The 12,680-nt window shown below is 37.7% G+C and carries 10 protein-coding genes and 1 pseudogene; 7 read left to right on the forward strand and 4 right to left on the reverse strand.

What is annotated here, in order from left to right:
• Nucleotides 1-494: 494 nt before the first annotated feature.
• From pyrF to ACFILO_RS07145, 4 genes are all read left to right on the forward strand, one after another.
• Nucleotides 495-1,340, forward strand: a complete 846-nt coding sequence (gene pyrF, locus ACFILO_RS07130) for an orotidine-5'-phosphate decarboxylase (RefSeq protein WP_375632474.1) — start codon at nt 495-497, stop codon at nt 1,338-1,340.
• A 58-nt stretch (nt 1,341-1,398) separates the two neighbouring features.
• Nucleotides 1,399-1,647: a hypothetical protein gene (locus tag ACFILO_RS07135; protein WP_375632473.1), complete on the forward strand. Its 249-nt coding sequence runs from the start codon at nt 1,399-1,401 to the stop codon at nt 1,645-1,647.
• 42 nt (nt 1,648-1,689) lie between these two features.
• Nucleotides 1,690-3,174, forward strand: a complete 1,485-nt coding sequence (gene hisS / locus ACFILO_RS07140; protein WP_375632472.1) for a histidine--tRNA ligase — start codon at nt 1,690-1,692, stop codon at nt 3,172-3,174.
• Between the two features lie 588 nt (nt 3,175-3,762).
• Nucleotides 3,763-4,296 (forward strand): replication protein, encoded by a 534-nt coding sequence (locus ACFILO_RS07145; protein WP_375618298.1) that lies wholly within the window; start codon nt 3,763-3,765, stop codon nt 4,294-4,296.
• An 882-nt stretch (nt 4,297-5,178) separates the two neighbouring features.
• Here ACFILO_RS07145 and ACFILO_RS07150 read toward each other — a convergent pair.
• Nucleotides 5,179-5,703, reverse strand: coding sequence for a peroxiredoxin (locus tag ACFILO_RS07150; protein WP_375613588.1), 525 nt, complete (start codon nt 5,701-5,703; stop codon nt 5,179-5,181).
• Between the two features lie 217 nt (nt 5,704-5,920).
• On the opposite strand from ACFILO_RS07150, the gene ACFILO_RS07155 reads away from it, so the two are divergent.
• The 3 genes and pseudogenes from ACFILO_RS07155 to ACFILO_RS07165 form a co-directional block, all read left to right on the forward strand.
• Nucleotides 5,921-7,549 carry an alpha-D-glucose phosphate-specific phosphoglucomutase gene (locus ACFILO_RS07155; protein WP_375678060.1) on the forward strand — a complete coding sequence of 543 codons (1,629 nt, stop codon included), beginning with the start codon at nt 5,921-5,923 and terminating at the stop codon, nt 7,547-7,549.
• A gap of 1,077 nt (nt 7,550-8,626) precedes the next feature.
• On the forward strand, nt 8,627-8,962 hold the full coding sequence (locus ACFILO_RS07160) for a zinc ribbon domain-containing protein YjdM (RefSeq protein WP_273790940.1): 336 nt from the start codon (nt 8,627-8,629) through the stop codon (nt 8,960-8,962).
• 875 nt (nt 8,963-9,837) lie between these two features.
• Nucleotides 9,838-9,918, forward strand: a pseudogene (locus ACFILO_RS07165) (DUF4102 domain-containing protein); the annotation flags it as partial.
• 449 nt (nt 9,919-10,367) lie between these two features.
• On the opposite strand, the gene ACFILO_RS07170 reads toward ACFILO_RS07165, so the two are convergent.
• From ACFILO_RS07170 to trpS, 3 genes are all read right to left on the reverse strand, one after another.
• Nucleotides 10,368-10,946, reverse strand: coding sequence for a NifU family protein (locus ACFILO_RS07170; protein ID WP_375612176.1), 579 nt, complete (start codon nt 10,944-10,946; stop codon nt 10,368-10,370).
• A gap of 59 nt (nt 10,947-11,005) precedes the next feature.
• A complete protein-coding gene (locus ACFILO_RS07175) occupies nt 11,006-11,497 on the reverse strand; it encodes a universal stress protein (RefSeq protein ID WP_375612177.1) in 492 nt (163 codons plus the stop codon).
• A 62-nt stretch (nt 11,498-11,559) separates the two neighbouring features.
• Nucleotides 11,560-12,630 (reverse strand): tryptophan--tRNA ligase, encoded by a 1,071-nt coding sequence (trpS, locus tag ACFILO_RS07180; RefSeq protein ID WP_375678061.1) that lies wholly within the window; start codon nt 12,628-12,630, stop codon nt 11,560-11,562.
• Nucleotides 12,631-12,680: the final 50 nt, after the last annotated feature.

Here is a 12,680-nt window from a genome sequence, read left to right on the forward strand (position 1 = left end):
GGAATGCGAGTTTCCATGTTTTATCTCCTTGAATATGCTGGAGATACAATGCCTTTTTGCTAATTATGTTCCAAAAGGGATATAGAGCAGCTAAAAAGGAATAGGAAAAATCTAAAGTTAAGATCGAGATCATCATGGTGGGACATTTTCTTTTGAAAATTTTGTTTAAAGCGCGTTCATAGAGAGTTTTTGTTGATCATAAAAAAGGGGGTGAAAACGACAAGGTACGCCTATAGGGCTTTATGAGGTCATTATATGGATGCTTTTTTGTTTATATTCTTTCATAAATTTGAATTTTTATCTCATGATAACGTCTTGGTCGATAAACATATGATAAGCGTTACGAATGGGAATATATTTTATGTTTCATAAATAAAAGCACATTTTGTATAGAGAGCTCTTTCTTTGTGTTTTCGCTATTGTATTCTTTTGACAAATGCTTTTCTTTTTGATTGTATCAAAAAGTTTAAAAAGAGACCTTGTTAGGATATAAAATGTTTCGTTCAACTTTTTTTAAAAATCGTGAAATCTATGGACCTCTTTGTATTGGCTTTGATCCGAGCCATAAAGTTTTGCAATCGTGGAAACTAAGCTTTGATTATAAAGGTCTAAAAGATTTTTGTGATATTCTCTTAACAGCAGTTGTTGGTAAAGTAGGGATTATAAAGCCGCAAGTCGCATTTTTTGAATTATATGGTGTGGAAGGTCTTCAAGCTCTCAAAGAACTGATTGAAAATGCACACGAACAAGGCATATTGGTTCTGGCGGATGCAAAGAGGGGGGATATTGGCTCTACTGCTGAAGCCTATGGTAAAGCTTGGCTGGGTCTAAGCAGTGCGTTCAAAGCTGATGCCATGACAGTTAATCCTTTTTTGGGTTTTGATGCTCTTATTCCTCTGATAAAGGTTGCAGAAGAAACAGGAGCAGGGGTTTTTGTGGTTGTTCAGTCTTCTAATCCAGAGGGAAAACAAATACGAAATGCGCTTATTGGTGATCAGACACTCTCTCTTCATCTTGCACAGTGTATTTGTGATTATAATAGTCAGTCTTCGGTTCTCCATCATAATATTGGCCCCATAGGTGCGGTTATAGGAGCGACATTAGGATCTGAATCAAAAGACACAATCGAGCAGTTAAACAATAGTCTGTTTCTCGTTCCGGGTATTGGCGCCCAAGGTGGAACAATGACACAATTAGCAAATCAATTTCCACAAAGACTTTGGCAGAATGTTATTCCCTCTGTATCACGCTCTATTACAGATGCTGGACGAAATATTGTTGATTTAAAAAATGTTATCAATCATTTTGCAGAACAAGCGCAAAGCACACTGATGTCTTGAGGATTTTTGCATCTGTAATAAATCTGAAGAATTTTGAGAGGGAGGGCTTTTGAGGGGGATGTTTCCGATTTATCCAGAATCAACAGTTGCTTTGTGGTTTCTTTCAACTAGCACAGATGTCTTTTCATTGAATGTTAAGCGGGCATTTCATGTTGAGCGGGAGGCTATGTTCCTATTGAAAGTACAAATATTTTCAGTAGATTGCCTTAAGGGTAAAGGTTTGCATCTTTTAAAAGCAAAAGCTTATGCATATTGTTACCAGTTTCCAGTTGATAAAGTTATTGCAGCGTTTGTTTCTATAAGATAGACACACGTTATCGGTGAATATATATTGTTGTTAGAGAAAAACATGTCATCAAAACAAGAAAAAACCAAAGCCCGTTTACCCCGTGGGTTTGTTGATCGTACAAGTGCACAGTTGTATGCAACTGAAACAATGATTGCGCAAATTCGTGAAGTTTATGAACTTTACGGTTTTGAAGCGCTAGAAACTCCAATTTTTGAATATACAGATGTGCTGGGTAAGTTTTTACCGGATTCAGATCGTCCAAATGCGGGCGTTTTTTCGCTACAAGATGATGATGAGCAATGGATGTCTTTGCGCTATGATCTTACCGCGCCTCTTGCTCGTTATTTTGCCGAGAATTTTGAAATTTTGCCAAAGCCTTATCGCAGTTATCGTCTTGGCTTTGTTTTTCGCAATGAAAAACCAGGTCCAGGGCGGTTTCGGCAATTTATGCAGTTTGATGCGGATATTGTTGGAACACCAACGGTAGCAGCTGATGCCGAAATTTGTATGATGGCAGCTGATAGTTTGGAAAAACTAGGGTTTCAGCATCATGAATATGCCATTCGTCTGAACAACAGAAAAATTCTCGATTGCGTTTTAGAGAAAATTGGTTTGGGGGGAAATGAGCAGGTTGAAAAGCGCTTAACTGTCTTAAGAGCAATTGATAAACTGGATAAATTTGGTTCTGAAGGGGTGTGTCTGCTTTTGGGAAAAGGGCGTTTGGATGAAAGTGGTGACTTTACAAAAGGGGCGGAGCTTAAGGATAAAGAGATTGAGTGTATTCTTACCTTAACTGCTGCTGGAGCTGAAACAGCAGAAGAAACGCTTGAGGCTCTTAAAGAAGTGGTTGGTGATCATGTTCAAGGGCGTGAGGGAATTCGTGAGCTTGAGGAAATGCAAGCAATTTTTGCCGCAAATGGCTTTCAGAATCGTATCAAGATTGATCCATCGGTGGTGCGTGGACTGGATTATTATACAGGTCCTGTTTTTGAGGCTACGTTGCTTTTTGATGTTTTCAATGATGATGGGCAGAAAGTTGTTTTTGGCTCCGTTGGTGGTGGTGGGCGCTATGATGGATTGGTGGCACGCTTTCGTGGTGAAAACATTCCAGCAACAGGTTTTTCAATCGGGGTCTCGCGCTTGATCGCTGCTTTGCAAAATCTTGGAAAGTTGCCTATGAAGGAGACAACAGGGCCGGTTGTGGTGCTGATGATGGATAAAGAGCCAGAGGCGGTTGCTGGTTATCAAAAAATGGTGATGCAGTTGCGTGGTGCGGGAATTCGTGCTGAGCTCTATTTGGGGGCATCGGGGATAAAAGCGCAGATGAAATATGCAGATCGACGCCAAGCGCCTTGTGTGGTTATCCAAGGTTCACAAGAACGTGAGAGCGGAAAAATACAGATTAAAGATTTGATTGAAGGGGCGCGTTTGTCTCATGAAATTAAGGATAATCAAACATGGCGTGAAAGTCGACCAGCACAAGTGACGGTTGATGAAGATCAATTGGTCAAAACAGTACAGGATATTTTAGCCGCCCAAAAATGATAATGGTAAAAGTCTTTATCGAAGTGATTGTTCGAAATATTTTGGAAATTTGAAATTCAATTTTTAAAATTTGTGCTTTGCTCGTTTATACGTGTTGGTGCACGCGTTCAAAAGCGGGGTTTTGAAGTGCGTGCGGCATAAAAGAGAGATTTTTAAGAGATAAATAAGCACTATTTGCTATAAAACGTGCCCTTCTGAGGATGCGATGATAATGCGTTAAAATGAGCAAAAAAATTGTAACGAACAAAAACTCTGAGAAAATTAAAAGGTTTCACGCAACGCTTTCCCAAAAGTTTATAAAAATATTGACAAGTTCATATTGGCTTCATCTTTGAATTCTCATCTATGAGTATCAAATCCTTTGATGTTCTCTTCTTGGACATTACAAAATCTAGCCTTATTGCAAAAGGAGGGAGAACTAGAGCGTTTTATCCTAAAAGACTTTTTAAGCTTCAAAAAACAATGGAATGACTTAAATCGAACAATTTTTTACAGGAGCATGTTTGGATGAATTGTAAGCTGCCATAATGGTAACTTACTGATAATATGCATTTTTCATAAAGTCAATTCTTTAACGGAGAAATGAAAATGGTCCAATATGATTTTACTCTGCTCTATGAACGAAATCCCTTTATTCTTGAAAGACCTGAGAATATTGGAAAATCATTTAAACTTCCTCCTTCAAATTTCGGATTTGAAGATCTTCCGCAAATTACCTTTTCAGGCGCCTCGTCGTGTCGGCGTATGATTTTTGGGTTATCATTTAGTGGTATGAAAGCATTTTTTGTGATGTTGTGGCAGGTAGGGAAAATGTTAGATGAGGGGGATGATGTGGATTTATGGTTTGATCAGATAACATTGGATCATGATATTCTTGAAGAATTTTTGACTTGCGATCTTTCAATTCAAGAACCAGAATATCTTAATTTTGAAAGTTTTAAAGAAGGTATCAAAGAATTAGAAACAAATAAAATTGTAGCGAAGGGGACAAAAAAAGATTGTTATTTCATCAATCCAGATATTTTTGGTCTTCCTGAATGTGATGAAGATTTTGAGTTCGATGAAGAGGAAGAGATAGAAGCACACTTTACGGTAGAATACCCGAATAAACAACTCCTTTAATCGTTTTTCTCTTAGAGAAAAATAAAGGCTTAGAATAAATGGCTATGAGAACAGCAATGAGTCTGTTTAGGGTATGTGAATTGGAATGTTTGCGGGATCTGTTTTGATTTAATATTCTCCATGAATGGTTCTTTATGCAGAGCGGTTTTTATGCCATATTTTCTTCTTTTTATGAGACATAAGTTAATTTGAACTGTGCACCTCTTCAAACAAATGTTTGATCTGTATTTTCTTTCTTGGTACTTTTGTGAACTTTGCAGTAATGATGTTCATAGCTCTTGTATTTTGGCGCGTTTACGAGAGGTATTTTTACTCTTTTTAATCGTTTATTCATATGCCAATCCCACTTGCTAATGAGCAAGAAAATAGTTTTAAGGGATTCAATATAAGAAGGGATAAAATAAAACAATCTTATGATATTCGGCTCCTCTCATTCAATATGCAAAATTATAAATTATCTTTATAAATTAAAGTATTGTTCGATATAAAGTTTTTCTCAGTATGAGAAATTTAGCATTGATCTTGCATATTTCATCAATACGTTAGTCCTTGATGTTTCTGAGAGAGTTTTGCATGAATTTGCGCATTTGGCAATTGCATCCCCATTTTTTGATAGCGTGCAACAGCTTTTAACTCTTTGATTTTTTAGCCCCACAACGGGTCCAGATTTTTCATCAGCAATTTTTCAAACTTTTTCAAAGCAGTTAAAACATAAAATATTTATTGAAAAAATTATTGCTGTAATCTTTTCTCACAGAAGGCGTACAATCAACTTATCGTGTTTGTTTTCACGAATAGATGTTGTAAAAAGTCAACGACACAAATCTTCCTCCTCAGAAAATTTGTGTCGTAAAATTTTGTTTAAATAGACGATTGGGGGAATTAGCTTTTCAAGGCTTTTAAAACATGTTGTGGTGAAGAAACTTCATAAGGATCTGTTGCACAATTATCTGAAAAACCTGCTTCTTCGAACCATTGTTCAACCACACCATCATTAATAACAGCTGCATAGCGCCATGATCGCATGCCGAACCCAACATTGTCTTTTGCAACCAGCATACCCATTTTGCGTGTGAATTCACCAGAGCCATCGGGAATTAACTTCACGTTTTTGATATTTTGTGCTTTTCCCCAAGCATTCATGACAAAAGCATCATTGACGGAAAGGCAATAAATTTCATCAATACCCGCTTGTTTAAATTCATCATAGAGCTTTTCAAAATCAGGCAGCTGAAAGGTTGAGCAAGTAGGGGTAAAAGCTCCAGGAAGAGAAAAAAGAATAACACGCTTTCCTTTAAAGTAAGCATCGCTGTTAACTTCTTGCCACCGATAAGGATTGTCTCCAGCCACTGATTCATCGCGTACGCGTGTGTGGAATGTTACATTGGGAACTGTTTTTTTCATCATCATGATGCTCCTGTATTCTTTTACGAAAATTTTGTTTTAAAACAGCCTTTGTATTTAAAAACATATGGTAAAAAGCGTTTTAAATAAAAGGGCTTCTTTAAAAATTCTTACTTCTAACGAGTGTGCAAATATTTCACACTTCCGTCAAGTAGAATTAATGGTCGACTTTGGATACTCTTCACCTTAAAATTATAGGAAAGAATATAAAGGTATTGATATGACCATAAAGACAGTTTTAACCACGGCTTTTGAGGGGCAAAAACCGGGAACGTCTGGTTTGCGCAAAAAAGTGTCTGTTTTTCAACAACCCCATTATGTAGAAAACTTTATACAATCTCTTTTTGATAATATTGGACCTCTTGAAGGAAAAATGTTGATTCTGGGGGGGGATGGGCGCACTTTTAATCGTACTATCCTTCAGATTGTGTTGAAGATGGCAGCGGCGCATGGTGTCTCTTGTGTTAAAATGGGAAGGGGCGGTATTCTTTCTACACCTGCTGTTTCGCATCTTATTCGTAAAACTCATGCCCATGGTGGACTTATTCTTTCTGCAAGCCATAATCCTGGTGGTCCAGAAGGAGATTGTGGTATTAAATATAATATTTCCAATGGGGGACCCGCTCCTAATTCTTTATGTGATGCTATTTTTGCAACATCGCAACGTCTTTCTTTTTATAAAATTCTTGAAGCACCAGATATTGATTTAGATAGGCAAGGTACGATCTTTATGGGAGCCATGCGGATTGATATTATTAATCCTGTCGCTGATTATGTTGCTTTGATGCAGGAGCTTTTTGATTTTGACTGTATTGCCAAGGCTGTTGCTCGAGGTCTTACTTTACGGTTTGATGCCATGCATGCGGTAACAGGGCCTTATGCCCATGAAATTTTTGAAAAATGCTTAGGATTTTCTGAAGGGACGGTGGTTAATGGTATTCCTTTGCCAGATTTTGGAGGCGGTCATCCAGATCCCAATTTGGTTTATGCTAAGGATCTTTATGATTTATTGATGTCAGAGCAAGGACCAGATCTTGGCGCAGCCTCTGATGGTGATGGAGACCGTAACCTCATTATTGGTCGTCAACAATTTGTCTCGCCTTCGGATTCTTTGGCTATTATGGCTGAACATGCACACCTTATTAAAGGATATCGAAAAGGTGTTGTGGGGATAGCGCGTTCTATGCCAACGGGGCGTGCTGCTGATCTGGTTGCGGAAAAACACGGATTAAATTTTTTTGAAACGCCAACGGGATGGAAGTTTTTTGGAACCCTTTTGGATGCGGGGAAAGTAACCTTTTGTGGTGAAGAAAGCTTTGGAACGGGCTCTCATCACATCCGCGAAAAAGATGGTTTATGGGCTGTCCTATTTTGGTTAAATCTTTTAGCGGTAACAGAAAAAACTGTCGCACAGATTGTTCAACAGCATTGGTTCACCTATGGGCGTTTTTACACGTTACGGCATGATTATGAAGAAGTCGAAGCCGATAAAGCTTTGGAAATTATAGAGTATTTGCGTGCGCACTTACCACATGCAGGAACTGAAATTGCTGGATTTTTCGTCAAAAAAGCAGATGATTTTACATATCATGATCCCGTTGATCAGAGCGTTAGCACGCGGCAAGGTATACGTATTTTTTTCGAGAATGGAGCACGGTTGGTGGTTCGTTTGTCGGGAACAGGGACGCTAGGTGCTACTTTACGACTTTATTTTGAACAGTATGAAAGTGATCCGCGCAAACACAATTTTAATCCGCAAGACGTTCTTAAACCTTTGCAACAGGTGGCACTAAAACTGTTAAACATACAACAAGCATTGGGGCGAGATCGTCCTGATATTATCACCTAAGATCATTGGAATGTTTTTTTGTAAAGGTATGATGATTGATCACATGGATGTGATTTTAGGGGTGTGATTTTATGTGCATAAGGGAGATCTTCCATTTTCAAGCTCTCTTTGTTTTTTCCTCCCTTACATATCAATCGGATTCCTCAAACTGCCGGATTCTTAAAACTAAATGCTGTAGGAAATTATAATCGAGCATAATCGGATCATTTATGTCCAATGGGTTTGCTCAATGGCTTGATAGCAATTTTTGTTTAATAGGGGAATGTTTCTCATACAAAACAAAATACGATCATTGTTGCACATTTCATATGTTTGTTTTAAAGAATCTTCTCTCTCAAGACACTAAAAACGCATCTTATGCGTGTTGCTTTGAAAGGGATAACCGGCCATCCATCCATTGAGCAGCACCATTTTTACGCTTATGAGAGAGTAAGACGGCACCATTATTCACTTTGCCCGCTTTCAATGTTGGTTCTTATATTTGAGAGTATTTAGTATTTTGGATAATCGTTTTACACGGCTTTTCCTACTTGTAACATGCAAAAGGCTTTGGTTGTTTCAATGTAAAAGGGGTTGAGAGAATCTCAGCTTATTTATCGGCTCTCATTCAATATACAAAACCATTAACTATGATTATAAATCAGTCTATTATCTAATATTATGACTGTTATCTTTACTTAAATAAAAGGTTAAGTTGGGGACATCATTTTCTTGTTTCTCAATGCTGCAATAGTTTTTAGCTCTCTGAGAACGTTTTATTCAGAGATGTTCCTTTTCTAATTGTTTTGTTATCCATTCGTTAATTGCATTGGTGATGTATAAGAAAATGATTTTGATTAATTTATTAGAGAGAATGCAGTGAGTAAATTTTATGATATGCGAGGGGGTTATTTGAGTTGTATAATGATCAATCATTTTTATAAACTTGTGTATAGTATGTGATGATAGCATTCATGAACACAGTTGGCAGATGAGGATTGAAACAAAGGGAAACATTTTTCTAAAATAATGGACAATAAGCACTTCTTGCTTTATGACCAGTCATAATGAATGATTTTTCTTTTAAAAGGGGAATTTATGACCCAATATCCCAAATGTCCTCGTTGTGATTGTCTTTATACTTATGAAGATGGTGAAAATTTTGTGTGTCCTGAATGCGCGCATGAATGGCCACAAAAAAACGATGATACGGTTCTTGCCAATACTGTTTATGATGCCAATGGTCAGATTTTAACAAACGGAGATACCGTTATGGTGATAAAAGATCTGAAAGTAAAAGGCGCTTCATCTGTTTTAAAAGGGGGGACGAAGGTAAAGAATATTCGCTTGGTGGATGGGGATCATAATATCGATTGCAAAATTCCTGGGATCGGTCAGATGAGTTTAAAGTCGGAGTTTGTGAAAAAAGTTTAGGCATTTATCTTCTTGCAATTGTTTTTGCATTTCGTTGGTTTTCTATTTTTACATTCTTCTCTAATTGGGCATATTTTTCTCCAATGGGCTTCTTTTCTTGTTTCATAGATTACACCAATCAGATAGGAGCAATATGTTTTCCTTTATTGCAAAGCCATGTATCGCAGAGAAATAGCGACTCTTTCTTTTCTTTTAATATGGGGTTATGAGGGGACTGGATGTTGACTCATAAGCAACAATAAAAGTGTGCGCTTTATGAGAAAAACAACGCCGTAAAGTAGACAAACTTATTTCTGCTGAATTGAAAAAATATTCTCATTTTTTTATCAGATAATTTCTCAAACAACCATAATAGATCTGGCTTCAATGTATTTATTTTTTATGGGTAGTTACACCTTTTGCGTCATATTTATGGAAATGAGATTGAAAATGATAGACGAAATTCTTGATTTTAAGAATGGAAAAAGGACGCTATGATCTTGATAAGGTCTTATTGCCATGCATTTTCCAGCTCTTAGTACTGCAACAGTCTCTTATAAAAGTGTACATAAGAGCTATTAAAAATAGTTTTTGTTATTATCCAGTTTGTGCTGTGTAAGCGGACGATTTTGATTGATGCAATAAAAACAGAATTGAAATAAGAAAAATGTCAGAATTCTCATTCAAGTTGCAAAATGTGATCTTTGTCGAGTGGCTGAAACAACATATTGATTTATAATAATAAATTAGCGTTATTCATATTGAATTAGAACCCCGAATAACGTGGGATTCTCTCATTTCAAATCTGTTCCATGTTGAATCAATTAAAATCACTTGCTTGCACACCACACGCGGGGCTGGCGTGTGGGTAAAAATGAGGAAAGAAAGGATTAAAAATGACTCTTATGAATCGTCTTAATGAAAGAGCTGTCGCATCATTAGGGGCTGGCAGATATGATGATGGTACCGGCTTGCTACAAGAAGTATTTTGCGTGATTTGTCGTTGGAAGCACTGAGAAAGATAGAGCAAATGAGCACTCTATCGTACAATGTTTTCTTTTTTGGGTTTTCTTTTTTTGTAACGAGGTCGTGTTTTCCTCGTTAAAATTGCATGACAAGATTATGAGATAAAATAAATTTAAAGTGCACACCCATGCATTGTACTTCTGTGTACGGATTGGTTTGTTGAAATAACTTATGCTTCTTAAAGGGGGCTTTGAAATCTTTTTAAGGCATATGTGGAGGTGAAAGGTGAGTGAAGGTATCATTATTGGACAGATTTTTTTAATAGTACTCTATTTTTATGGCTGCATAGCTTACTTCTAAAATTTCAGGAATAAAATGACGTAAGATCTTTACATTCCATGTTTGAGCGCTGTTGAAGAGGGGCAATCGGTGTGGTTATTTTACCTATTGAGGTCAATATTTATTGTGGCATGGCTTCAACGCCTAAAACTTCAGGGATAAAATGGCGTAAAAGATTTTCAATACCATGTTTGAGGGTTGCCGTTGAAGAGGGACATCCAGCGCAGGAGCCGCGCATATTGAGATAAACAATACCATTTTCAAATCCACGAAAAGTAATGTCTCCACCATCGTTGGCAACTGCGGGGCGGATACGTGTTTCAAGGAGCTCTTTAATGGTTAAGACAATATCAGCATCTTTTTCGTCATAAAATTCTTCGTTAAGGGCATGGGTTTGTGCTTGTGTTGTGGCGTTGGTGGTGATCACTGGCTCATTGGATAGAAAATGTTCCATAATTGTGCCTAAAATGACGGGCTTAAGATGTTGCCATTCCCCTTCTTTTTTGCTTACGGTGATAAAATCATAACCTAAAAAGACACCATTGATATTGGGAATATTAAACAGTTTAGCCGCTAAAGGTGAGTTTTTAGCTGCTTCTTCACGGTCACGAAATTCTAATACGCCCTCAGAAAGAACCACGCGTCCTGGCAAGAATTTAAGTGTTGCAGGGTTTGGGGTGGTTTCAGTTTGAATAAACATAGATTCTCCTTTTATAATGAAGGATTGGGAAGATCTTACATTGTAGAATATTATATTTTTTAGGCAATAGATCTAATATCTTCATCGGCAAGATTGCTAGGAATAACAATGACAGGGATTGAAAAAGCTGTTCCTTTATTCCCGATTAATTGAACAAGGGGTCCTGGTCCTTCTGTATGTCCACTGGCTGCTAAAACAATCAGTGCAATCCTTTTATCTTCGTCGATCAGTTTAGAAATCTCATCAATTTTTTTTCCTTCACGCACTACTATTTCTGTTTCAAGCGCATGGGTGGTGCGGACTTCACTGGCAATGTCTCCTAATATTTTATGAGCACTTTGCTTTGATTCTGTACGCATAACGTTGTTTACACCCAGAAAATGTTGAAATTCTACACTATCAACGACACAAAGTAATACCAATGTTCTACTGGTATTTTGGGCATGCTGTGCGGCAAACGCAACGGCACGCCGACACTCTGGTGTTTCATCGATAATAACTAAGTTTTTTTTCTTTGGTTCTTTTTTCGGATTTTGGGGTTTGGAAATCATGCACTTTCTCTATTTTGTACAAACGATTTTTTTGCTCTCTACAGTTTTTAGTTTTATTATTTTTATGTATCTTGCAAAAATCCAATAATTTCACGAATTTTTTTCATATTTTCTTCTGCGAGCATACTAGCACGTTTAGCGCCATCATGCAAAACAGAGTCGATATAACCGCTTTCTTGATGAAGGCGACGTAATTCTTCTGTTATAGGGGCAAGCTTATGGACAACAAGGTCGGCTAGAGCTGTTTTAAAATGCGAAAATTGTTGACCAGAAAATTCTAAAAGAATCTTTTCTTTGCTAACTTTGGCAAAGGCGGCATAAATACCAAGCAGGTTATCTACTTCTGGTCGTTCTTTTAAAGCGGCAAGGGTATCGGGAAGTGGAGCCGAATCCGTTTTGGCTTTGCGTATTTTTTTTGCGATAAGATCAGCGTCATCGGTCAAATTAATGCGTGAAAAATCTGAAGGATCTGATTTTGACATTTTTTTCGTCCCATCGCGCAAAGACATAACGCGTGTGGCTGTTGTTCCAATCAGTGCTTCTGGAAGAGGAAAAAAGCCTTGTCTTTTTTCTTCATCTGTTTGCATAGAGATGCCAAAATTTAATTCGGCAATACGCTGTGCATAGTCGTTGTTAAATTTTTGTGCAATATCGCGTGTGAGTTCAACATGCTGTTTTTGATCTTCGCCTACTGGAACATGCGTTGCACGATAGACTAAAATATCAGCAGCCATCAAAGTGGGATAGGCAAAAAGCCCGATGGATGCTTTTTCGCGATCTTTTCCCGCTTTATCTTTAAATTGTGTCATGCGTTGAAGCCAGCCGATACGGGCAACACAATTAAAAATCCAGGCGAGTTCAGCATGTTGAAAAACACGTGATTGGTTAAAAATAATGTGTTTTTGAGGATCAATACCGGCGGCTAAAAAAGCTGCTGTCACTGTTCTGGTGGATTCGCGTAAAGTAAGGGGATCTGGGTTGACTGTGAGCGCATGCATATCCACAACACAATAGAGGCAGTGATGAGAGTTTTGCAGTTCAACCCAACGCTGAATGGCTCCAAGATAATTGCCAAGATGTAAATGACCACTCGGTTGTACGCCGGAAAAGACAAGTGGTGTGAAGGTATCCATAGGAGTGCTCTTTCTTCAATTAAGGTTATTCATTTTATTGTTTTTGACAA

The sequence above is a fragment of the Bartonella sp. AP72JLCBS genome, assembly GCF_042195705.1.
Taxonomy (GTDB): Bacteria; Pseudomonadota; Alphaproteobacteria; order Rhizobiales; family Rhizobiaceae; genus Bartonella.

What these genes read in the sequence shown, in the direction of transcription:
- pyrF (WP_375632474.1), top strand. Translation starts at nt 495, where the DNA reads ATGTTTCGTTCAACTTTTTTTAAAAATCGTGAAATCTATGGACCTCTT.
- ACFILO_RS07135 (WP_375632473.1), top strand. Translation starts at nt 1,399, where the DNA reads ATGTTTCCGATTTATCCAGAATCAACAGTTGCTTTGTGGTTTCTTTCA.
- hisS (WP_375632472.1), top strand. Translation starts at nt 1,690, where the DNA reads ATGTCATCAAAACAAGAAAAAACCAAAGCCCGTTTACCCCGTGGGTTT.
- ACFILO_RS07145 (WP_375618298.1), top strand. Translation starts at nt 3,763, where the DNA reads ATGGTCCAATATGATTTTACTCTGCTCTATGAACGAAATCCCTTTATT.
- ACFILO_RS07150 (WP_375613588.1), bottom strand. Translation starts at nt 5,703, where the DNA reads ATGATGAAAAAAACAGTTCCCAATGTAACATTCCACACACGCGTACGC.
- ACFILO_RS07155 (WP_375678060.1), top strand. Translation starts at nt 5,921, where the DNA reads ATGACCATAAAGACAGTTTTAACCACGGCTTTTGAGGGGCAAAAACCG.
- ACFILO_RS07160 (WP_273790940.1), top strand. Translation starts at nt 8,627, where the DNA reads ATGACCCAATATCCCAAATGTCCTCGTTGTGATTGTCTTTATACTTAT.
- ACFILO_RS07170 (WP_375612176.1), bottom strand. Translation starts at nt 10,946, where the DNA reads ATGTTTATTCAAACTGAAACCACCCCAAACCCTGCAACACTTAAATTC.
- ACFILO_RS07175 (WP_375612177.1), bottom strand. Translation starts at nt 11,497, where the DNA reads ATGATTTCCAAACCCCAAAATCCGAAAAAAGAACCAAAGAAAAAAAAC.
- trpS (WP_375678061.1), bottom strand. Translation starts at nt 12,630, where the DNA reads ATGGATACCTTCACACCACTTGTCTTTTCCGGCGTACAACCGAGTGGT.